Raw genomic sequence first — 19,990 nt, 5'->3', positions numbered from 1 at the left:
CGTGAGAGGGCAGACCGAAGCTGTCTCATGAGCTGCGAAAATACCCAAGTTTTCGGGGCTGTCCAGCCAAACTGTCGTGGGAGTGCGGGAAACCGCTCCAAACGTTCGTGAACGCTGCGGGTGGCCTCCGGCCCGTTTCGAAATGAATACAAGGGCTTGCGACGTGACAAGAGTGTATTTCCGAGCTTGTCACACAAGACACCGGGCAAGGCCTTGACGCTCCAGTGACTGGAATCCCTATGTTGTGAGCGCAATGAAAGGAGCGCACGATGACCGGGGAGATGCAGCACGACCCTGATAACCAGCACCGCGGCCGCGATGGCGACATGCCCACAGGCGCGAAGACGGCGACCGATCCGGTTTGTGGCATGACGGTGGAGGTCACCGAGAAAACCCGTACCGAGACCTATGACGGGCAGAGTTTTCATTTCTGCTCTGACGGCTGCCAGGAAAAGTTTCGCAACGATCCATATTTCTATGTCTCTGGCAACGCCGAAATGGCCAAGGGTAATGTGGCACATGACACGCAATGGACCTGCCCGATGCATCCCGAGATCATCCGGGACGAGCCCGGTGCCTGCCCGATCTGCGGCATGGCGCTGGAGCCGATGGTACCGAGCGACGAGCCCAGCGAGGAACTGACCGACTTCACCCGCCGCCTCTGGGTCAGCGCGGCGGCGGCGGCGCCCCTCATTGTCCTGACGATGGGCGAGATGGTCGGCCTGAATCTGCGGGGTTGGCTGGGTCATCAGCTATCGGTCTACATCGAGTTCGTGCTGGCCACGCCGATCATCTTCTGGGCCGCGCTGCCCTTCTTCAAGCGCGGGATCGACTCGATCCGCAATCTCTCGCCTAACATGTGGACACTGATCTCTCTCGGCGTGGGCGCGGCTTACATCTACTCGCTCTTCGCTACCTTCGCGCCTGGTGTCTTCCCGGAGGATTACCGCATAGGCGAAGGTGTCGGCACCTATTACGAGGCAGCCGTGGTCATCGTCACGCTGATCTTCGTGGGGCAAGTGCTGGAGCTGCGCGCCCGTGAGCGCACCGGTGATGCCATCCGCGCGCTGATGGATCTTGCGCCCAAGACCGCCCGGCGCATCCTGCCGGATGGCTCGGAATACGACGCGCCGCTGGAAAATGTGGTCGAGGGCGACATGCTTCGCGTGCGTCCCGGTGACAGCGTGCCGGTCGATGCGGAAGTGATCGAGGGGCACTCCTCGGTCGATGAAAGCATGATCACAGGCGAGCCTGTCCCGATCGAGAAGACCGAGGGCGATCATGTCACTGGCGGCACGATCAACAAGAATGGAACCCTCGCGATCCGGGCCACGCAGGTGGGCGCCGATACCGTGCTCGCGCAGATCGTCGACATGGTCGCAGGTGCGCGGCGATCCAAGGCGCCGATCCAGGGGCTGGCCGACAAGGTGTCGGAGATCTTCGTGCCCGCGGTCGTGGCGGTGGCCGTGATCGCCTTCGTCACCTGGCTGAGCGTCGGGCCCGCCCCCGCGCTGGCCTTCGCCATCGTCTCTTCCGTCTCGGTGCTCATCATCGCCTGCCCTTGTGCGCTTGGTCTCGCGACGCCGATCTCGATCACCACCGCCGCCGGACGGGGCGCGCAGGCGGGCGTTCTCATCAAGGACGCCGAGGCGCTGGAACGCATGGCCAAGGTCGACACGCTGATCGTTGACAAGACCGGCACGCTGACCGAGGGCCGCCCGCGCCTGACCGACGTTGTATCCCTTTCGGATCGGGACGAGAACGATGTGCTCGCCGTCGCCGCCGCGTTGGAAATGGGGTCCGAGCACCCGTTGGCCGATGCCATCGTCAGCGGCGCGCGTGACCGGGGCCAGATACCCGCGCGCGCCTCGGATTTCGAGGCGGTGACGGGCAAGGGCGTGAAGGGTCGCGTCGATGACGAGGACGTCGCGCTCGGCAACCCGGCGATGATGGAGAGCCTTGGCATAGACACGCGCAAGGCAGAGGACACAGCGGATGCGCTGCGCACGGAGGGCAAAACCGCGATGTTCATAGCCATTGGCGGCAAGCTCGCCGGGATCGTCGCCGTCGCCGACCCGATCAAGGATACGACCGAAGGCGCGATCCGCGATCTGCACGCTCAAGGGCTGCGGGTCATCATGGCCACTGGCGACAACCAGCGCACCGCCGAGGCGGTGGCCGCCAAGCTGGGTATCGACGACGTGCGCGCCGGGGTCCTGCCGGAGGACAAGAAGGCGCTGGTGGACGAGCTGCACGACAAGGGCGCGCGCGTGGCCATGGCCGGCGACGGGGTCAACGACGCCCCGGCACTTGCCGCGGCGGATGTCGGCATCGCTATGGGCAGCGGCGCGGATGTGGCGGTGGAAAGCGCCGGCATTACGCTGTTGTCGGGCGATCTGACCGGCATTGTTCGCGCCCGCAAGCTCGCCCTCGCAACCCTGCGCAACATCAAGCAGAACCTGTTCTTCGCCTTCGTCTACAACGCGGCGGGCGTTCCGGTCGCGGCAGGCATCCTTTACCCGGTCTTCGGCCTGCTGCTGTCGCCGATGATCGCGGCGGCGGCGATGTCGCTCTCGTCCGTCTCGGTGATAGGCAACGCGCTCCGGCTGCGTGGCGTGAAGCTGTGAGGGATTCCCAAAATGCCTGCCGCAGTCGTCTGCGGCAGGCCTGGGTCTTGAGAGCGGGCGGCTTCAGTTGATCTCGTTGACCTGTTGGACTTCGCGCACATAGGCGATGATGCCCTCCACGTCGGCGCGCGTGAGCCCCTTTTGCGCGGGCATATTTCCAAAGCGCCAGTGATGCGCGCGCACTCCGTTCTGCACGGCCATGTGAAAGGCCATGTCGCCGTGATGCGAGGGTTCGTAGATCTTGTGAATGAGCGGTGGTCCATTGCCCATCTTTCCCGCCGCGTTCTGTCCGTGGCAGTCGGCACAGACGGCGTTGAAGGCCTTCTTTCCCATTTGTGCGGTCTGCGATAGCTCTTGGGGCAGCGTGACCTCGACCATCGCCGCGCCATGCGCGGGCGCGCCCGGGCCGCTCTCGCCGGTCTGGGTGGCGTAATAGGCAACGCCGGCAAGTGCGGCGGCGAGAACGCCGATCATCAGCGTCTTGTTCATTGGTCTCTCCAAGTGTTTTTTTGCGCCGGGACGGGGATCAGCCCCCATCGCCGGTCTCGTCTTTGCCCAGAAGGAAGGCGGCCATCGCGCGGCGGTCGTCTTCGCTGAGCCACGCCGTGCCGTGCCGCACGACCTCGCCCATGCCGCTGCCGAAGGTGTCGCCATCCGGCATGACCCCGGATTTCAGCCCATAGGCCAGGGAAGACACCATCCAGCCCGCTTGCGCCAAATCCCTGGGCCTGATCGCCGGCACCTTGCCGCCCCCTGGCAGGTCATCGCTTCCGGCGAGGGACTGGCTCGCGCGGCGCCCGCCCAAGAGGTTGCGGTCTGTATGACAGGCCCCGCAATGCGCGACGCCATTGACCAACCAGCGGCCCCGGTTCCACGCCTCCGACCGTTCGGGATCGGCGTCGGTCGGTGGTCCCTTGGCATAGGCCGCGCGCCAGAGCTTCAGCCCGAAGCGCAGGTTGAAGGGAAAGGCGATCTCGCTCTCCCCGCCCGTCACCTCCTGCGCCGCGACACCCTTGAACGCCGCCCACATGTCGGCGATGTCCTGATCACTGAGGTGGCCATAAAACGCATAGGGAAAGGCGGGATAGTAGGGCACGCCATCAGGCGCCACGCCCTGCCGTACGGCACGGGCGAAGTCATCGATCGACCACGCGCCGATGCCAGATGTCTCGTGCGGGGTCAGGTTCGGCGGCACGAAGCTGCCGAACCCGGTCTTGATCGGCGCCCCGCCGGTCAGCGCGGGCCGGCTCGAGTCCGGGTCCGAATGGCAGGCAATGCAGCCCCCGGCGCGCGCCAGGTAGCCGCCCCGCTGCGCGTCGCCTTCAAGCTCCGCCAGCCTGGGCGGTTCGCCGATAGGCCAGACGGCGAGGGACACACCGCTCAGCCCGGCCACCGCAACGATGGCCAGGAGTCCAGTAAACACCGGTCGCATGATCAGTCGTCGTCCTTGCGGTAATGGTCATGGCAGGCCGAGCAGGTCTGCGTCAGCATCATGAAGGCCCCGTCGGCCGGCATCTGGCCAATCTGGCTTGCGGTCATGTGCTCTGGGAACTCACCGTTGCCCATCATCATGCCGCCGCCCATCATGACTGACTGGCCGCTCATCATGTCTTGACCCATCATGCCCGATTGATCGCCCATCATGTGGCCGTCGCCATGCCTTCCGTTCCCAGCGGCCCGGGCCAGCCCGTTCGCGGCCACTTCGAGCTGTTCGGCCAATCCCGTGAACCGCTCCCACTCGTCCCAGGTGCGCGGCAGCACCTCTGACGGGTGATCGGTCGATCCCTCTGGGAACTTTTTCGTCATCGCCGTACCTGCCTCTTCGGCAATGGCCTGCGCGGCCTCGCGCACGGCGGCTTCGTCATAGGCGGCCTCGCCCGACATCATCGGTTTGATCCGTTTGACGGCGTCGCCCATCGTTTTCATCGCGTCCATGCGCTCCTTGACGAGGCCGGTGGCGCCCGAATGCGCGAAAGCCGTTACGGAAAGGCTCGCGATGGCGGCCCCGCCAAGTACCAGTTGTTTGAATGTCATTCCTGATTTCCCTTGATCCGACAGAATTTGCCCCGGAGGGCGGGTGTCCATCGGTCAAAGTCGCGGCGGGGGCGGGTCTGCTGTGTGAGCCACGGAAGCATACCGCTCAGCACTGTAGCTCCGCTGCGCAAGGCTCATTGCGGCATCCGAAGAAAAATTGGCCGGACCAAACTGCAAAAATTGCACGATACAGGTGCCAGCCTTGTGACAGCATGTGTCGACGTGGCGCAGATCACCGCCCCCGGCAAGTTCCTGCACGGGGGCCGAGACATCATGCGAATGCGCTACATGCGCTGACGCAGGCGCGCTCATCGCTGCGAGAACAACAACGAAGGCAACCGACAAAAATGTGACCAGTCCGACCATTCGACATGCAGTAGATATCATGCTGCAGACCATGCGTATGCGGCGGTGGTCTTGTCAAGAGGAGGGCAAAACGGCTGACAAGGCTGGGCTCTGCATGCAGATGCCAAAGTCGCAACTTCGCAAGATGCGTGCTGGTCACCAGAAGGAACACCCCGCGACGGGCTCGCGTTAGCAACGTAATGGTGGAGGGGTGACTATGGAATTCATTCAAACCTGGGCCGACGCGGCCCTGACCACACTCGGCTTCTTCTGGGTGGCCTTCTGGGCCTTTGGCCTGGGCTATCTCATCAGCGCGGCGATCCAGCTTTTCGTCAGCCGGGACCAGATGCAGCAGGCGATGGGCGGAGGGAATGTCAAGTCCCTGTCGTTGGCCAGCTTTTTCGGGTTCGTGTCTTCCTCTTGCAGCTTTTCCGCCTTGGCCTCTACCCGTGCGCTTTTCGCCAAGGGAGCGGGGTTCGTGCCGTCGATGGCCTTTCTGCTGGCGTCCACCAACCTCGTGATCGAGCTCGGCATCGTAATCTCGGTCTTTCTCAGCTGGCACTTCGTGGTCGCCGAGTACGTGGGCGGCCTCATCCTCATCGCCGTGATGTGGGCGCTGGTGACGCTCTACCGGCCGCAAAAGCTCATTGAGAACGTGCGCAGTTCACTGGAGGCGGGCGAAGAGGACGACCCCGAGGACCCCAAGGACCTGATCGAAAAGCCGTCTCTCTGGCGCAAGCTGGGCATGGCCTATCTCATGGAATGGCAGATGGTGTGGAAGGACGTGACCGTAGGCTTCACCGTTGCGGGCATCATCGCGGCCTTCGTGCCGGCCGAGTTCTTCACCTGGCTCTTCCCCGGCACCGGCGAGGAGGGCGCGCGCAGCTTTGGCGAAGTGATCTCGCACACGCTCATTGGGCCCGTCGCGGCGTTCTTCACCTTTATCGGCTCAATGGGCAACATCCCCCTGGCCGGGCTGCTCTTTACCAATGGCGTGAGCGTGGCGGGCATTATGGCATTCATCTTTTCCGACCTGGTGGTGTTTCCGGTGATCCGGGTGCACGCGCAGTTCTACGGATGGAAGATGGCGCTTTACATCGCTGCGCTCTTCCTCGGCGCACTCGTAATCACGGCACTAATCGTGCATTACGGGTTCGCGCTTCTGGGTCTTGATCCGCAAAGCGCCTCGAAGGGGCTGATCGACCCGATCGAGCGGTTCGAAATCGACTATACGTTCTGGATGAACCTTGCCTTCCTGTTTCTCTCGGCGGTCTTCGGCTGGCTGGTTTGGCAAGGCTCTGACGGGCATGGGCATCACCACGACCACGATCACGGCGGTGTCCTCGACACGGCGCTCTACTGGCTGGCGCTCGCGGCCTTTGGCTGGCTGGCGGTCGGCGTGGCGATATACGTACTCACCTGACTTTGCCCTCGGCGGCACCGTTGAGTAGTCCGCTTTGACCTTATTCTAAACACAAGACCAACCATGGTTCTTCCAAAGCATGCACCAAGGTGTCGCCCGCCGGCATGCCCCGCGGCGACGCCGCGTGAATGGGCCTGAAGCCGACATTCGCCGGGAAGTACATGAGCGCTTGCCAAGGGCCGTACATGAAGACGGCCCGACTCCCTAAATTTCAATGGCCTCTGCAATCGTAAGAGCATCCTCAAGCTCGACGCCGAGGTATCTGAAGCGTGCGAATGGCAGGTAAGTTTGGTGTTTCCATGGCTGATCCTCCGATCCGCCACGCCCTCCCACAACGACAACCCGACGTTGACAATCCATCATACCACGGGAATGCTGCGCTGCATCCGAGGCTGGCAGTGACCTCTCACTGCATGATGCCGACGCTTGCTTTAATATCGCCCGCTGCTTCTCGGCAGATGACGGCCGTTCGCAGAAGACGGCTTGTTGCCGCCTTTGATCGACGGTATTTAAGAGAAAAGGTCGGAAAACGGCGGCTTCGAGCAGGTACGACACATGCTAATCATGCCGGAAAGCTTCAAAAGCGTCTTGGCAGCACTGATGTGCCTGGCACTCGTGGTCTGGTCTGCCGTGCCATCTTTCACACATGCACCCGCAGTTTTCGAGACGATCCAGGATCACCTGGAAATGGTTGAGGACCACGGCCATTCGCATGAGGTCGAGGAAGACCTGTATTGGGCCATGCACGGACATAGTCACGACACGGCCGATCACGACCACAACCCGGCTTTCTTGCTGGCAGGCAGGAACGCCGATACAGCGCCCGACACGAACAAGGTCTGGCGTCCTTCCGTGTCGCAGACCGGACCGTCCCGAAAGTTCCGCATAGACCGGCCTCCGCGCGCTTGATCGGTCCTGCGCAAATCTGCGCATCACCGATCATTTCAAAGAAAAGCGGAGTCTCTCCATGAAAACTCTCTCAAGGGGCAGCAGGGGCGCACTCGTGCCGCTGGCACTTCTTGCCCTTTTCACACTGGTGCTGATCCCCAGCACAGCCTTGGCCCATGACGTCACGCCCGGTGACGCGGGCTATATCCAGGAGATCTGGGGGGTACACGTCATCCCCTTCATCTACCTGGGGGCCAAACACATGATCACGGGATATGACCATATCCTGTTTCTTCTGGGCGTCGTCTTCTTCCTGTATCACATGAAGGACGTGGCGATTTACGTCAGCCTGTTCGCTCTTGGCCATTCCGTCACCATGCTTCTCGGCGTATGGTTCGGATGGGGCATAAACGCCTATATCATAGACGCCATCATCGGGCTGTCGGTGGTCTACAAGGCGCTCGACAACCTCGGTGCGTTCCAGAAGTGGCTGGGATTCCAGCCAAACACCATGGCGGCGACGCTGATCTTCGGCCTCTTCCATGGCACCGGTCTCGCCTCGAAGATCCTCGAGTACCAGATTGCCGAGGATGGGCTTCTGGCCAACCTTCTGTCGTTCAACGTGGGCGTCGAGCTGGGCCAGCTTCTCGCGCTTTTCGTGATCCTGATCGTCATGGGCTATTGGCGGCGCAGCCCCAATTTCATGCGTCAGGGCACCTACGCGAATATCATCATGGCTGGTCTGGGCGTGCTGCTGACCTACCAGCAGATCGCCGGATACATCGCCAGCACATAAGAAAAGAAGAAACCTCATGCACAACGCACCCAAACCCAAGCTCGAAGATCTGCCGACCAATGCACAGCTTCGCCGTTCGTCGATCATAGCCTGTATCGGGGCGCTCGCAATCGGCGTCATGGTCTACATGCCCGCCGAACTGGGGAAAGACCCCACCGGGGTCGGCAGCCTTCTCGGGCTGACAGAGATGGGAGAAATCAAGCAGCAGCTCGCCGCAGAGGCCGCCGCGGACGCGGAGACACACGGCGATGAAACCTCTTCGCTTGTGAACGACATTCTTGGTCTCTTCGTCGGGACGGCCCATGCTCAGGAGGCATGGCAGGATCAGATCACCTTTACCCTCGCGCCGGGCGAATACACCGAGATCAAGGCGACGATGGAGGAAGGCGCGAGCCTGTTCTACGCATGGAGCTCTGAAGGGGGTCGGATCAATTTCGACCTTCATGCCCATGCGGACGGGCAGGACGTGACCTATGAAAAAGGGCGCGGCAAAACCTCGGGCGAAGGGAGCTTCGAGACGCCTTTCTCCGGGAACCACGGCTGGTTCTGGCGAAATCGCGACGACGAGGCGGTCACAGTGACGCTTCAACTGCGCGGCGACTATAGCGCCATCGTCCGGGACGAGTAAGCAAATGCCCGGCGCACGCCGAACGCAGCGTGCGCCGGACCAAGCCAATATTGGTCCGGTGAAAGCCCGGGCCCACATTGTGGCCACTCGGACCTCAAAAATGCTGCGCTATGCATGAATGACCGGTTTGGTGAAGCTGCGTTGCAGCGTCGCAACTGACTGCAGAGGTCGGCTCCGGGCCGTTATTGACGCCCCTCAAGCGGTGCACGCCGATGCCTGCCAGATCGTGGAAGGAGATGTCCCTACGTGGATCGATGACTGAGTCCCATGTCTTCTTGATGTATTTCAAGACATTGCGGAGCATTCTTCTTGATATGGTGCATAGGAGAGGCTCAAGAGCGGACGTCAGGACCTTCTTCTTGTCGTGGTATCTTGTTCGTTATCCCAGTCGAGTATTGTCGATATTTCATGCCCGATCTGGATGATCTGAGGGCCAAGGTTTTCGCGAAGCGCGGGCGTGAACACGCGGACCGATCCTGTCGCACCAATCGACAACGCAGCACCTGGGCCACTTGGTGAAAGCGGGGCCGCGACCGAACACATGCCGCGTTCGATCTCTTCGACGCATTCGGCAAAACCGCGTTGGCGGATGGTTTCGAACTCCGCTTGAAGATCATGCACATTTGTCAGGGTGAATTCGGTGTAGGCGCGCAACCGGCCTTCCATTTCGCCGGTCGAGAACAGATCTGGCGAAAAGGCGGCAAGCGCCTTCGAGCAGGAACACGCATGGAGTGGGCGTTTTCCCAACCCCGGATGAAGAAACGACACACCGGTGTCAGGCGTCTCGACGTGAATGATTTCGACCGACTTACCACGCAAGCGCGACAGGAAAAACGCAGCTCCATATCGCGTGGCGGCCTGTTTCAGTGTGGGCGCAATCACTTCCAGCAAGGCACGGTCGGATTGATTGCTGTATGTTATTTGCTTAAGGCGTGGGCCGATCGTGAACCGTCCGCGTGCGACAGGCTCCAGCAAGCCAACGCCAACAAGATCCTGCACCAATCGGTAGCCGGTCGGCTTGGGCAGGTCTGAATGGGTACAAATCTCGGCCACGGTTGCCTCGCCCTTCTGGCCGACGATTTCGAGGATCCAAATGAGTCGTTCAAGATGCATGTTTTTACCTTGCGAGAATCTGATTCTCGATCTACGAGAAAGAAGCTATGATCGCAAGGGAGGAGTGTGATGATGGACGGCGCATGTTGCGGCCCGGGCTATGCAAGCCCGGCCGAGGCTATCAAGGCCCCACGCGAAAAACTGCTTTATACGATCGCTATCTATACGGGGACCGGCATTCAGAAACCGGACTACCTCGCGACGGTCGATGCAGACCCTGACAGCCCGACCTACAGTCAGGTCATTCACCGCCTCGAGATGCCGGGTATCGGGGATGAGTTGCACCACATGGGCTGGAACGCCTGTTCCTCCTGCCATGACGATTCGGGCATGTCGCGCAAGTACCTGCTGGTGCCCGGCGTGCGGTCCAACAACATCCACGTCATTGACACGGCCACCGATCCCCGCGCACCGCGGTTGCACAAGGTGATCGACGGGGCCGAGATTAAGTCGAAGACCAATCTCAGCGGCCCGCATACGGTGCATTGCCTCGGGTCCGAGATCATCATTTCCTTCCTCGGGGACGCGCAGGGCGAGGCACCCGGCGGCTATCTGCATCTCAACAAAGAGTTCGAAATTCAGGGCCGCTGGGAAGAGACGATGGGCGACATCCCGTTTTCCTACGACTTCTGGTATCAGCCGCGCCATAATGTGATGGTATCCTCGGAATGGGCGGCGCCGAACACGTTTATGCCGGGGTTCGATCTGGAGGAAGTCGGACACCTGAAATATGGCCGACGCCTGCATATCTGGGATTTCGAAGCACGCAAACCGGTCGAAACGATGTATCTGGGCGAGGACGGCCTGATCCCGCTTGAAGTCAAATTCCACCATGATCCTGAAAGCAGCCACGGCTTTTGTGGGGCTGCCCTGTCGGCCAATGTGATCCACTTCTGGAAGTCCGAGGCTGGCAAGTGGGAGTGGGAAAAGATCATCGACGTCGAGAACGAGCCGCACCCGGAATGGCCCATTCCGGTTCCGGGCGTGATGAGCGCAATCCTCGTGTCGATGGACGACAAGTACCTGTATCTGAACAACTGGCTCCACGGAGATATGCGTCAGTACGATATCTCCGACCCGCACAACCCGGTGCTGACCGGGCAGGTCTGGATGGGCGGTCTGCTGGGTAAGGCACCCGAGGTCAACGGCGTCAAAGTCGCGGGCGGACCCCAGATGTATCAGCTCTCGCTCGATGGCAAGCGGCTCTATGTCACGACATCGCTGTTCTCGACATGGGATAATCAATTCTACCCCGAGATCCGCACGCAGGGCGGTGTCATGCTGATGATCGATTGCGACGTGGAAAACGGCGGTATGAAGATCAACCCTGACTTCATTGTCGATTTCGGTCAGGAGCCGAATGGCCCCAGCCGCTGCCACGAAACCCGCTACCCCGGTGGCGATTGCACCAGCGATATCTGGCTGTGACCGAGACCCGCACAATAACCATCTCCAACAGGGGCGGTGCGACCTATCAGGTCGACGCGCGTCGCCCGCTGCTCGATACCCTGCGCGAACAGGACGTTGATCTGCCCTATGGCTGCAAGTACGGAGGCTGCATCACCTGTGCGGCCAAGCTGACCGCGGGCGATGTGGATCAGCGCCGTCAGGTGGCACTGAACAACCGTCAGATCAACAACGGTTATGTCCTGCTCTGCGTCGCACGCGCCGTCACCGACATCACGCTCGAGATCGGCGTTGAAAGCCACGACAAACTCTACCGCAACCCGTTTCTCGATCCGCTGGAGCCTCATGAGCTCAAGGCGGATATCGCGACCCCCAAGGAGGCCTAAGCCATGCCCGCCCAAGCGCTGGATGACCTTTACGATTATGACCCCAAATACCTGGCCGATATCCTCAAGTCGGTGAAGACCATCGCGATGGTCGGGGCCAGCGCTGACAAGACCAAATTCAGCTATGGGGTGCTGCGCGTGCTGCACGAGACCGGATATGATATGATCCCGGTGAACCCGAACCCGCAGCTGACGGAAATTCGCGGGATTCCGGTGGTTCATTCGCTCGAAGAGATCGACCGCCCAGTTGACATGGTCGAGGTCTTTCGCCCCAAGGAAGAACTCTATGCCATCACCGAACAGGCGATTGCCATCGGGGCCAAGGTGATTTGGGGGCAAATCGACGTTTACGACGATGCCGCTGCCAAGTTGGCTGAGGACGCGGGCCTAAAGGTGGTGATGAACCGCTGCCCCAAGATCGAATTATTCCGCCCGTTCTGGAAGCCCCGGCTCGATCTTGCGATCTGAAAAGGGCGGCCTGACGCCGTTCGGACAAGGACACCAAACATGACTCAGACGATCACCAAAAGCGCCAAGGATATCGTGAAGGACGCTATGGAGCGCGTGCCCGCAATCAGTGCGGAGGAGGCTTTGGCGCTGTCGGGTTCGCCAGATCACGTTTTTGTCGACCTGCGCGATGGCATTGAGCAGGCCAAGACCGGCGTGATCCCCGGTGCCGTGGCCTCGTCGCGCGGCATGATGGAGTTTCATATCGATCCCGAAAGCCCCGCGCACAAACCCGAATTCAATCAGGCCAAGACCTATGTCTTTTACTGCGCGTCCGGCGGACGCTCGGCCATAGCAGCGCTGGTGGCCATGGAGATGGGCCTCTCACCGGTTGTGAACATGTCCGGCGGTGTCAGCGCGTGGAAAAAAGCCGGCGGAACCTTGGAGTAGATCATGGTCGGCACCCCGGAGAGGAATTGCGTGCCCATGCCAAGGCGCGCCTGGCCCGGGACATGCGCACGAAGAACGTGATCTTTGGTGATCTGGCAAAGACCATCAACGGACAGACCAGAAAGAACGAACTCCGCGATCTGGTCCGCCAGCCGGGCTAACCCCTTATTCCTGAATGGATATGCATCATGGCTCACGAACTCGAATTCGCCCACTTCAGCTTCGGCACTCAAGTCCGGAAATCCCCCTATTCCGACGCGGCTCTGCGTTGGGGTGCCAAGGGCTTTTCGGTCTACAACCACATGTACATCCCGCGCGATTTCGGCAATCCGGAGCAGAACTTCTGGAACCTGATTCATCACGCAACCTTGGCGGATGTGTCGGTAGAGCGGCAGGTCGAAATCACTGGGCCGGATGCGGCGAAATTCACTCAGTATCTATGCTCGCGCGATCTGTCCAAATGCGAAGTCGGTCAATGCAAATACGTGCTGATCACGGATCAGGACGGCGGGATCATCAATGACCCGATCTTGCTCAAGCTGGCCGAGGACCGTTTCTGGCTCTCCATCGCGGACAGTGATGTCCTCCTCTGGGCGCGCGGCGTGGCCGTGAATGCCGGAATGGATGTTCATCTATCCGAGCCCGACGTCTCGCCGCTTCAGCTTCAGGGCCCAAAGTCCCGCGACATCCTGCGTGCGTGCTTTGGCAACGCCGCGACCGAGCTGAAATACTTCCGGTTCATGGAGTACGACTGGAATGGTGTTCCGCTCATCATTTCGCGCACCGGCTGGACCAGTGAACTGGGCTACGAAATCTACCTGCGCGACGGGTCCGCGGGTGGTCGGCTTTGGGAATACATTCTGGACAAAGGCTATTCCATGGGCCTTAGACCGGGCCACACCTCGGGCATTCGCCGGATCGAGGCGGCAATGCTGTCGTATCATGCTGATATGACCCTTGCGAACAATCCTTATGAGCTGGGTATGGACCGTCTGGTCAATCTTGACATGGAGGCCGATTTCGTCGGCAAGGACGCTCTGATCAAGATCAAGGAAAAGGGTGTGAGACAACGGATCGTTGGGCTGGAAATCGAAGGGGTTCCTTTCGTCGGCACGAATGATTTCTTCTGGCCGGTCATGAAGGATGGTACACAGGTCGGCACGGTGACCTCGGCGGTCTATTCTCCGCGGCTGGCAAAAAATATCGCGCTCGCAATGCTGAGTGTCGAACATGCAGCGCTCGGCACGGAGCTGACGGTAGACAAGCTGGGCGAAACACGCGGCGGGACCGTTGTGCCTATCCCTTTCCACGACCCGAAGAAGTCACTTGCCTCTGCAAGTTGATCTTGATCGTGTCACCTACGCCCTTTGCAGATGCAGTAAAGTATGAATGCGCGCACGCTGAAGGCAAAAATCATTGCGTGCATGGCGGTATTGAAAAATCCAGTCATTGGCGCTGCCGCAGCGAAATGGCGCTTTGTCCGCAAGTGTGCAGAAATGCTGCATACTGCGCGAATGCCTGAAGAACAGCGTAGCGACACCAATGTTCGTTCAGCGCTACGTTTTGTGGTCACATGAAACGATGCTATCCTAAAAGGCAGTAAATGCGGGGCTAACAGGATGGGCATGGAGTATGACGATGCGGCGGCAGAGCGGCTGGAGGCGGTTTATCTTGGATCGGACATCATCTCGCAACGCGAGGATACTCTTCAAAGGATTGCCGTCCAGAAGGGCGAACGGGTCTTGGATATCGGAAGCGGACCTGGTTTCCTCACTGCCGAAATCGCCGCTCAAACTGGCTCAAATGGGAAGGTCGTCGGCGTAGACATCTCCCAACAGATGGTGGAGCGTGCAAGCCAAAGAAATGAGTGTAAATGGCTTAGTTATCAATGTGCGGATGCAACCGCACTCCCATTTGAGGAAGATTATTTTGACGTCGTCGTCAGCACGCAGGTCGCCGAATATGTTCCTAATTTAGATGCGTTTTTGAGTGAGGCTCAACGTGTGCTTAAGCCGGGCGGTCGCGGGTTAATCCTTGCTACAGATTGGGAAGGCGTCTGCTGGCATAGCGAACACCCAGATCGCATGGAAAAGGTACTTAAGGCTTTTGCGCCTCATTGCGCTGACAGCAAGCTACCGCGCACACTCGCCGCCCGCGTCCGAAAGGCTGGGTTAGTTGTTGACGATGTAAGCTACTTCTCAATCGTAAATGTGGACCGGTATGAAGGTTGCTATGGAGGAGGGCTGGTTCCATTTATCGTTGCTTACGTGAAAGGACAGAACACGGTGCCAGAACAAGAACTCCAAGCGTGGGCCGAAGAACAAGCTGCCTTAGACGCTCGAGGGGAGCACTTTTTCTCGACCGGGCGATTTAGCTTTTCCATCGGCAAGCCTGCCTAAATCGACAGCCAACGTTTGATCGCGCAAAATCCAAGATCGCTTTGTCCCGCTCTGCTGACCTCCGGCAAAGCGTCTATCTCACGGGAGCAGCGAATGGCCGGTTCGGTGAAGCTGCGCTGCAGCGGCAAGCAACATGGCAAAAGGCAGCAGAGGGCTGGAAACGGCGGGCATCACTTGGGAACAATCAGTGTCCGCTGAAAGGATCACTTTTTCTCGCGCGCTGCTTTTTCTTCCTTGGTCAATTTGTTGTTCCAGGAATTATTGCTCAAACCCAACTCGCGTGGAAGAGGCTTGGTTTTCCCGATGCTGACCTTGCCGCCGTTGTTCAGGAATTCCTGAATAAGCGCATCATCTGTGGTTTCTTTGGGGACTTTTTCATGAGCACATGACTACCCCATCACGCGCACTTGTGTCACGCCTCATCTGGGGAAAGATCGCTTGGGTCGCTCATCATTCGGAAGAACCAGCAGAGCTGCATCAACACCTATCTAATTGGTTGCGCTGGCGGCGTGGATGCATGCACTTGCAAAAATATCGGCAGAGGGAATTGCAACATGATGATCTATGGATTGAACACCTGCGCTGTTTGTCAAAAGGCCCGAAAGGCGTTGGAGTCACACGGCAAGGACGTCAATTTCCGCGATGTCCGGGCCGACCCACTGAGCGAAGCTGAATTGGCTGAGTTGATTGCAGAGTTCGGGGATCGGCTCGTGGACCGCAAGTCGAATGATTACCGAGCGCTCAATGACTGGCTGAAAAATTCGGAGGCAGAGGCGCAGATCGCGGCTCAACCCAAGGTCATGGCCCGCCCGGTAATCCGTGACCGGGACAAGTTTTTTCTGGGTTGGGATGAGACTGTTCGGCAGGCTTTGCTTGCAGGCTCCTGATGCCGCATGTGCGCCGAATCGAATGCGTGCCGTATGCGCTCGCCTCCAGCCCAATGGACGTCACCCAGTCACGAACTATCCGCGCTTACTGCCGCGTTGAGATGTGAAGCCGTTCATGAAAACGACCGGGCCAAAGATACTCCGATCCTACCATCAGCGGCTCTCGCATCCACCTGGCGAGCGATGCACGGATGCCGTCAGAAATTTCGAAGCGCACGGGTTTCTGGGTCTTACTTTGCAGAACCGACGCGCGCTCCTTGATTAGGCCTGACGCCATGACATCGACCACCTTCATCTTCACGAGATCGCAACCGCGAAGCTTGCTGTCGATGGCCAGATTGAATAGCGCGAGGTCGCGGTGGTTCCCGGCCAGTTCAAGCCGAACGCGGATGGCCCAAACATGCTTGGGCTTTAGAGGTCGTTTCTGCCCGACGATCCGGCCCTCGTTCCAGGCAGGGCGAAGCGCGCGGATGGCAGGTAGGTTTGGTGTTTCCATGATGGATCCTCCGATCCACCACGCCCTCCCACATCGACAACCCGACGTTGACAAGACAGGATATCACATGATGCTGCGTTGCATTCGAGGTCGGCTTCGAGCCCAAATTGGCCAATTTGATTGCTTGGTTTTTTGCATCGGTGCAAGGTGTAGACTCTTCGTCCAATGCGTTGTCCTGCGAGGTTCAAAATGAAAGTCGATGGCGTTTGTCTTTGTGGGAAGGTCACATTCGAGGCGGAAATCGACCCCGATAGAGTGGCAATCTGTCACTGTTCTGACTGCCAGGTGAACTCAGGCTCTGCCTATGGGGTGGTCGCGAGCGTAACTGACGGCCAGTTTCAACTTATGACCGGGAAACTCGAAGAATACGAGAAAACAGCCGAGAGCGGACGCATACGTCACCTGAGCTTCTGCCCAGATTGCGGAACCAGAATCCATGCCCGCACAAAAGACGACCCCACGGCATTTTTTGGTTTGCGGATCGGCACAATACGACAACGGGCCGAATTGACGCCAAAAGTTCAGGTCTGGTGCGGATCGGCCCTTCCGTGGGTTTTCGACTTGTCAGTGATCTTGCGACATGACGCTCAGGGTTGACGGGCCCAATGTCCCCAAGAGCCGTGAGCAGATGTCTGATGGCAGCAAGGCCCCGTTCGCGATGATCCGATCGACGGGCGGAAAGCCTTCATTGCTGCTTCCGCCTCTTTCGGCGCTAATTTTGACACGAGGGCGGCTTATTCAACCGATACCGGCTTCTGATCAAGAACCTGCTCGACAAGCTCAAGGGCAGAGCTTCGGCCACCTTGCAAGACCTCGAAGCAGCCGGTGAGGTCGATGATCCGCATCAGTTGTTTTGATGTTAGTTCGACGCCAAGATAGAGCGCTTCTTTGCTGACAGCCCACGTTGCGTCAATGACGCGTCCGGATTTGGGGCAGAGATTCCAGGCGTGATAGAATGGGAGCGCGCCCAGCTTGCAGTCCCAACCGTAGCCTTCACAGTACGGTAGCCCGTGCCGAAGGCTCAATTCCCAAGCGTTTCTAAAGCACTGGCCGCTGGGCTTTTTTTTAACGTTTTGCGGCAGATCACGGCCTTCCCAGCGCTTGCCGTGCCTGTGCAAAAAATCTGCGAGAGGTAGGGCTCCGAAGGGACCGGCCAGTGTTTCGTCGATCAAGTTGCTTTGTATGGTCGCAGTCATGTCGTGTCTCCCGTTTGATACTTGGGAGATTGGTCTCGTCCGGTCGGATGAAAAATGACGATCGGCATTACGGGCCGTTCGCGTCGTTACCGTCCTCACGTACACAAGGGCGAAAAGTGTGAGTTCGTTGCACCTGCAAGGGCTTCTGTCAAAGACATGAAAGCTGCCATTCACGGCTCAGGCTCAACGTCCCCATGCTGCACCAAGCACCAAGGTCAGTGCGCGGAGAGCGGAGTTTGTAAAGTTTCCCACCGCGTGCATGATTGACGGACCATCCAATCCATAAGCGACATTCAACGGGTGCATCACTCTGCAGTTGTTGTCGAGCGCCGGAAGGCCGAGGGCGGCACGGGACCGATTTCTGAAGGCGCACAGTATGCATTAGCGATCCTGACGGACGGCTTTAGGGGCCGCTGCGGGGCGGGTCGTTGTCTGCGTCCGCGTGACAGTAGCCTGTGTCTTGCGCTTCGTTTCGAACGCGCCCTCGGCGGGCCAGAGTGACGGGACATCGAGAGTGACATTCATCGCCGAGGCACCGGAGGCAAGCGTCAGGCCGAAGACTGTGGCGATCAAAGCAAGGCGGGTCATGATATCGTCCTTTCAATGGTGCGGGCCTGTTTGGCGCGCTGTGATCTTGTGTCATTGAGGTTAGGCCGGGGCGACGAGTGACGCATGGGCAACTTTACCCAAGGCGATCGGATTTTTTGCGGTTAAGATGAGTCTACGGCCTGTGATTTCGCCGCGTGATTTCCCCCAGGGGTATTCGAGATGAAACCTGTCGAGATATCGCATGAAGAGCTGAGCGACCTGATCGGGCTGATCTACGAATCGGCCCTTGAGGACCCGCAGTGGAAACGGTTTCTGGACAGGATGGCGCAGCTTTTTCCGGCGACGAGTGCCATGGTTCTCGGTCATCAGGGCAACAGGTTGTTTCCCGCCTATACGGGAACCGGGGTGCGGCATGAGAGGTTCGAGCGCGCGGGCATCGAATGCGATTTGGTCAATCGCCGGAACGAGAATGCGCTGGCGTCACTCGTGACGATGCCAAACGGTTTTGTCGCGCGCACGCGCAAGCTGACCGATCCCGAGGTGTTTTTCAGCTCGAACTTTCACCGCACCCTGATGGCCCCTGTAGGGCAGGGCCATTTCATGACCCTCAAGCTTGATTCTCACAGTGATCGCGGGGCGTTCATCGTATTCTCGGTCTCCGCCGATCCCGAATTGGAGGCGGCCACGCATGATCCGCTCTTCGAGACGCTTAAGCTGCTCGCGCCGCATGCGGTGCGCGCGCTGAAGATGGCGCGGGCGCTGACCCTAACGCGCAACGCGCTGAGCGTGATGGGCGGGTTTCTCGACACCATCGTGCTGCCGATGGTGGTGGTGACGGGCCGGGCCGAGTTCGTCTTTGCCAATGCCGCCGGGCGGCGATTGCTGGCGCGCGAGGTGCCGATGCGGGTGGCGGGCGACGGTCGGCTCGCGATGCGGGACGCGCGGGATGCCCGCGCCTTTGCCGCCCGCTTGCGTGAGATGGAGGGGCAGCCGGTGGCCGGCGGGCTGCGCATCGAGGGCGCGGGGGGCCCGCTCTCGCTCTGCTTCACGCCGTTCCGGCCCAGCCTGAGCGATGTGAGCCCGCTCGACCGCGATCTGTTGCAGGAGGAGCGGCTGTTCGCGGTCTTCATTGGACAGCGCGGCGGGGACGCGATCAACCTCGGGCTCTTGCGCGATGTCTATGAGCTGACCGCGCGCGAGGCGGAGGTGTGCGCTGCACTCTTGGCCGGTCAAAGCCCGGCGCAGATCGCCGACGGCTCGGGGCGCGCGCTCAAGACGGTGCGCAACCAGATCCAGGCGGTGCGTGAGAAGGTCGGCGTGACCACGGTGGCGGACCTGAGCGAGGCGCTGTCGGTGTTTCGCACGGTGGGGGCGGTGTTTGACGGGGGCGTGGGGCCACCGCAATTGACAGGGGGCGGGCGCCATGTAGGTTGAAATCAGCCATGAAGAGCTGAGTGGCCTAATCGGGCTGATCTACGAGTCGGCCCTTGAGGACCCGCAATGGAAACGGTTTCTGGACCGGATGGGGCAGCTTTATCCGGGTATCGGCGCGCTGGTTTATGGGCACGAAAGGGAGCGGATGTTTCCGGCTTACGTGCAGACGCAAGACTTTTTGTCGAATGAAGCCGAGGTTGATGTTTTTACACACGACAAGCAGTCCGCTCTGGCGGCGACACTTCGTGCCCCCAACCCTGTTTGACACGAGCGGCGGAGACTGGTCATTCGCTGCAAGCGTGCGATAAAGAGCTTGTAGAGGCAAGAGCGGTCATTGAAAGCTGAGCGCTCTTCAGGCTTCTGTTGCGACCGTGAATGATGGGTGCCGGACAACCGGACAGCTGCCGTGGTCGGCACTTTGGTCAGTGCATGACTCTTCGGTCGTCCGGAGAAAGTTCATCCTCTTCGATGTCACCGCCATCTCG

At 59.7% G+C, this 19,990-nt stretch carries 23 protein-coding genes and 1 pseudogene; 17 read left to right on the top strand and 7 right to left on the bottom strand.

Features of this window, described 5'->3' with window-relative positions:
• Window positions 1-281: 281 nt before the first annotated feature.
• Window positions 282-2,627, top strand: a complete 2,346-nt coding sequence (locus tag BMX04_RS17585) for a heavy metal translocating P-type ATPase (RefSeq protein WP_083398232.1) — start codon at window positions 282-284, stop codon at window positions 2,625-2,627.
• A 63-nt stretch (window positions 2,628-2,690) separates the two neighbouring features.
• Here BMX04_RS17585 and BMX04_RS17580 read toward each other — a convergent pair whose 3' ends face one another.
• Genes BMX04_RS17580 through BMX04_RS17570 form a run of 3 tightly spaced genes read right to left on the bottom strand, consistent with a single transcriptional unit; the run spans window position 2,691 to window position 4,661 of the window.
• Window positions 2,691-3,116: a c-type cytochrome gene (locus tag BMX04_RS17580; protein ID WP_074788176.1), complete on the bottom strand. Its 426-nt coding sequence runs from the start codon at window positions 3,114-3,116 to the stop codon at window positions 2,691-2,693.
• Window positions 3,117-3,153: 37 nt separating this feature from the next.
• Window positions 3,154-4,050: a c-type cytochrome gene (locus BMX04_RS17575; protein WP_420876414.1), complete on the bottom strand. Its 897-nt coding sequence runs from the start codon at window positions 4,048-4,050 to the stop codon at window positions 3,154-3,156.
• A gap of 11 nt (window positions 4,051-4,061) precedes the next feature.
• Window positions 4,062-4,661, bottom strand: a complete 600-nt coding sequence (locus BMX04_RS17570) for a c-type cytochrome (protein ID WP_074788174.1) — start codon at window positions 4,659-4,661, stop codon at window positions 4,062-4,064.
• 562 nt (window positions 4,662-5,223) lie between these two features.
• Between BMX04_RS17570 and BMX04_RS17565 the strand changes: the two genes are divergently transcribed.
• From BMX04_RS17565 to BMX04_RS17550, 4 genes are all read left to right on the top strand, one after another.
• Entirely contained in the window at window positions 5,224-6,429 is a 1,206-nt protein-coding gene (locus BMX04_RS17565) for a permease (RefSeq protein WP_175477407.1), read from the top strand.
• A 555-nt stretch (window positions 6,430-6,984) separates the two neighbouring features.
• The gene (locus tag BMX04_RS17560) at window positions 6,985-7,338 is read left to right on the top strand and encodes a hypothetical protein (RefSeq protein ID WP_074788172.1); all 354 of its coding nucleotides are present in this window, start codon (window positions 6,985-6,987) and stop codon (window positions 7,336-7,338) included.
• A gap of 58 nt (window positions 7,339-7,396) precedes the next feature.
• Entirely contained in the window at window positions 7,397-8,113 is a 717-nt protein-coding gene (locus BMX04_RS17555) for a HupE/UreJ family protein (protein ID WP_074788171.1), read from the top strand.
• Window positions 8,114-8,129: 16 nt separating this feature from the next.
• Window positions 8,130-8,741: a transmembrane anchor protein gene (locus BMX04_RS17550; protein ID WP_074788170.1), complete on the top strand. Its 612-nt coding sequence runs from the start codon at window positions 8,130-8,132 to the stop codon at window positions 8,739-8,741.
• A gap of 345 nt (window positions 8,742-9,086) precedes the next feature.
• Here BMX04_RS17550 and BMX04_RS17545 read toward each other — a convergent pair whose 3' ends face one another.
• Window positions 9,087-9,854, bottom strand: a complete 768-nt coding sequence (locus tag BMX04_RS17545) for an IclR family transcriptional regulator (RefSeq protein ID WP_074788169.1) — start codon at window positions 9,852-9,854, stop codon at window positions 9,087-9,089.
• A gap of 69 nt (window positions 9,855-9,923) precedes the next feature.
• Between BMX04_RS17545 and BMX04_RS17540 the strand changes: the two genes are divergently transcribed.
• From BMX04_RS17540 to BMX04_RS17505, 9 genes are all read left to right on the top strand, one after another.
• A complete protein-coding gene (locus BMX04_RS17540) occupies window positions 9,924-11,282 on the top strand; it encodes a selenium-binding family protein (protein ID WP_074788168.1) in 1,359 nt (452 codons plus the stop codon).
• Window positions 11,279-11,647: a 2Fe-2S iron-sulfur cluster-binding protein gene (locus BMX04_RS17535; protein WP_074788167.1), complete on the top strand. Its 369-nt coding sequence runs from the start codon at window positions 11,279-11,281 to the stop codon at window positions 11,645-11,647. Before BMX04_RS17540 ends, BMX04_RS17535 begins: the two co-directional genes overlap by 4 nt.
• A 3-nt stretch (window positions 11,648-11,650) precedes the next feature.
• The gene (locus BMX04_RS17530; protein ID WP_074788166.1) at window positions 11,651-12,115 is read left to right on the top strand and encodes a CoA-binding protein; all 465 of its coding nucleotides are present in this window, start codon (window positions 11,651-11,653) and stop codon (window positions 12,113-12,115) included.
• A gap of 39 nt (window positions 12,116-12,154) precedes the next feature.
• Complete coding sequence (locus BMX04_RS17525) at window positions 12,155-12,544, top strand: rhodanese-like domain-containing protein (protein WP_074788165.1); 390 nt, start codon at window positions 12,155-12,157, stop codon at window positions 12,542-12,544.
• Window positions 12,545-12,732: 188 nt separating this feature from the next.
• Entirely contained in the window at window positions 12,733-13,887 is a 1,155-nt protein-coding gene (locus tag BMX04_RS17515) for a glycine cleavage T C-terminal barrel domain-containing protein (protein WP_074788163.1), read from the top strand.
• A 42-nt stretch (window positions 13,888-13,929) separates the two neighbouring features.
• On the top strand, window positions 13,930-14,121 hold the full coding sequence (locus BMX04_RS19210) for a hypothetical protein (protein ID WP_139194614.1): 192 nt from the start codon (window positions 13,930-13,932) through the stop codon (window positions 14,119-14,121).
• Between the two features lie 48 nt (window positions 14,122-14,169).
• Window positions 14,170-14,943: a methyltransferase domain-containing protein gene (locus BMX04_RS17510; protein ID WP_175477406.1), complete on the top strand. Its 774-nt coding sequence runs from the start codon at window positions 14,170-14,172 to the stop codon at window positions 14,941-14,943.
• A gap of 41 nt (window positions 14,944-14,984) precedes the next feature.
• Window positions 14,985-15,332, top strand: coding sequence for a hypothetical protein (locus tag BMX04_RS19205; RefSeq protein ID WP_139194613.1), 348 nt, complete (start codon window positions 14,985-14,987; stop codon window positions 15,330-15,332).
• Window positions 15,333-15,497: 165 nt separating this feature from the next.
• Window positions 15,498-15,830 (top strand): arsenate reductase family protein, encoded by a 333-nt coding sequence (locus BMX04_RS17505; protein ID WP_074788161.1) that lies wholly within the window; start codon window positions 15,498-15,500, stop codon window positions 15,828-15,830.
• Here BMX04_RS17505 and BMX04_RS17500 read toward each other — a convergent pair.
• Window positions 15,742-16,326 (bottom strand): annotated as a pseudogene (locus BMX04_RS17500) (tyrosine-type recombinase/integrase). The gene BMX04_RS17505 and the pseudogene BMX04_RS17500 overlap by 89 nt on opposite strands.
• A 165-nt stretch (window positions 16,327-16,491) precedes the next feature.
• Between BMX04_RS17500 and BMX04_RS17495 the strand changes: the two are divergent.
• Window positions 16,492-16,923, top strand: a complete 432-nt coding sequence (locus BMX04_RS17495; RefSeq protein ID WP_338101080.1) for a GFA family protein — start codon at window positions 16,492-16,494, stop codon at window positions 16,921-16,923.
• A 137-nt stretch (window positions 16,924-17,060) separates the two neighbouring features.
• Here the strand turns inward: BMX04_RS17495 and BMX04_RS17490 are convergent, their stop codons facing one another.
• Both BMX04_RS17490 and BMX04_RS17485 read right to left on the bottom strand, forming a co-directional pair.
• Window positions 17,061-17,522: a hypothetical protein gene (locus BMX04_RS17490; protein ID WP_074788160.1), complete on the bottom strand. Its 462-nt coding sequence runs from the start codon at window positions 17,520-17,522 to the stop codon at window positions 17,061-17,063.
• 381 nt (window positions 17,523-17,903) lie between these two features.
• Window positions 17,904-18,110 carry a hypothetical protein gene (locus BMX04_RS17485; RefSeq protein WP_074788159.1) on the bottom strand — a complete coding sequence of 69 codons (207 nt, stop codon included), beginning with the start codon at window positions 18,108-18,110 and terminating at the stop codon, window positions 17,904-17,906.
• A 180-nt stretch (window positions 18,111-18,290) separates the two neighbouring features.
• Here BMX04_RS17485 and BMX04_RS17480 point away from each other — a divergent pair, with 180 nt between their 5' ends.
• Together BMX04_RS17480 and BMX04_RS19520 are read left to right on the top strand one after the other, a co-directional pair.
• Window positions 18,291-19,505 carry a helix-turn-helix transcriptional regulator gene (locus tag BMX04_RS17480; protein ID WP_074788158.1) on the top strand — a complete coding sequence of 405 codons (1,215 nt, stop codon included), beginning with the start codon at window positions 18,291-18,293 and terminating at the stop codon, window positions 19,503-19,505.
• 88 nt (window positions 19,506-19,593) lie between these two features.
• Entirely contained in the window at window positions 19,594-19,770 is a 177-nt protein-coding gene (locus BMX04_RS19520; protein ID WP_175477405.1) for a hypothetical protein, read from the top strand.
• The last annotated feature ends 220 nt before the right edge of the window (window positions 19,771-19,990 follow it).

The organism is Roseovarius tolerans, from assembly GCF_900109855.1.
Lineage (GTDB): Bacteria > Pseudomonadota > Alphaproteobacteria > Rhodobacterales > Rhodobacteraceae > Roseovarius > Roseovarius tolerans.
Note: the sequence above shows the minus strand (reverse complement) of the source record. Positions and strands in the feature narration are given on the sequence as shown.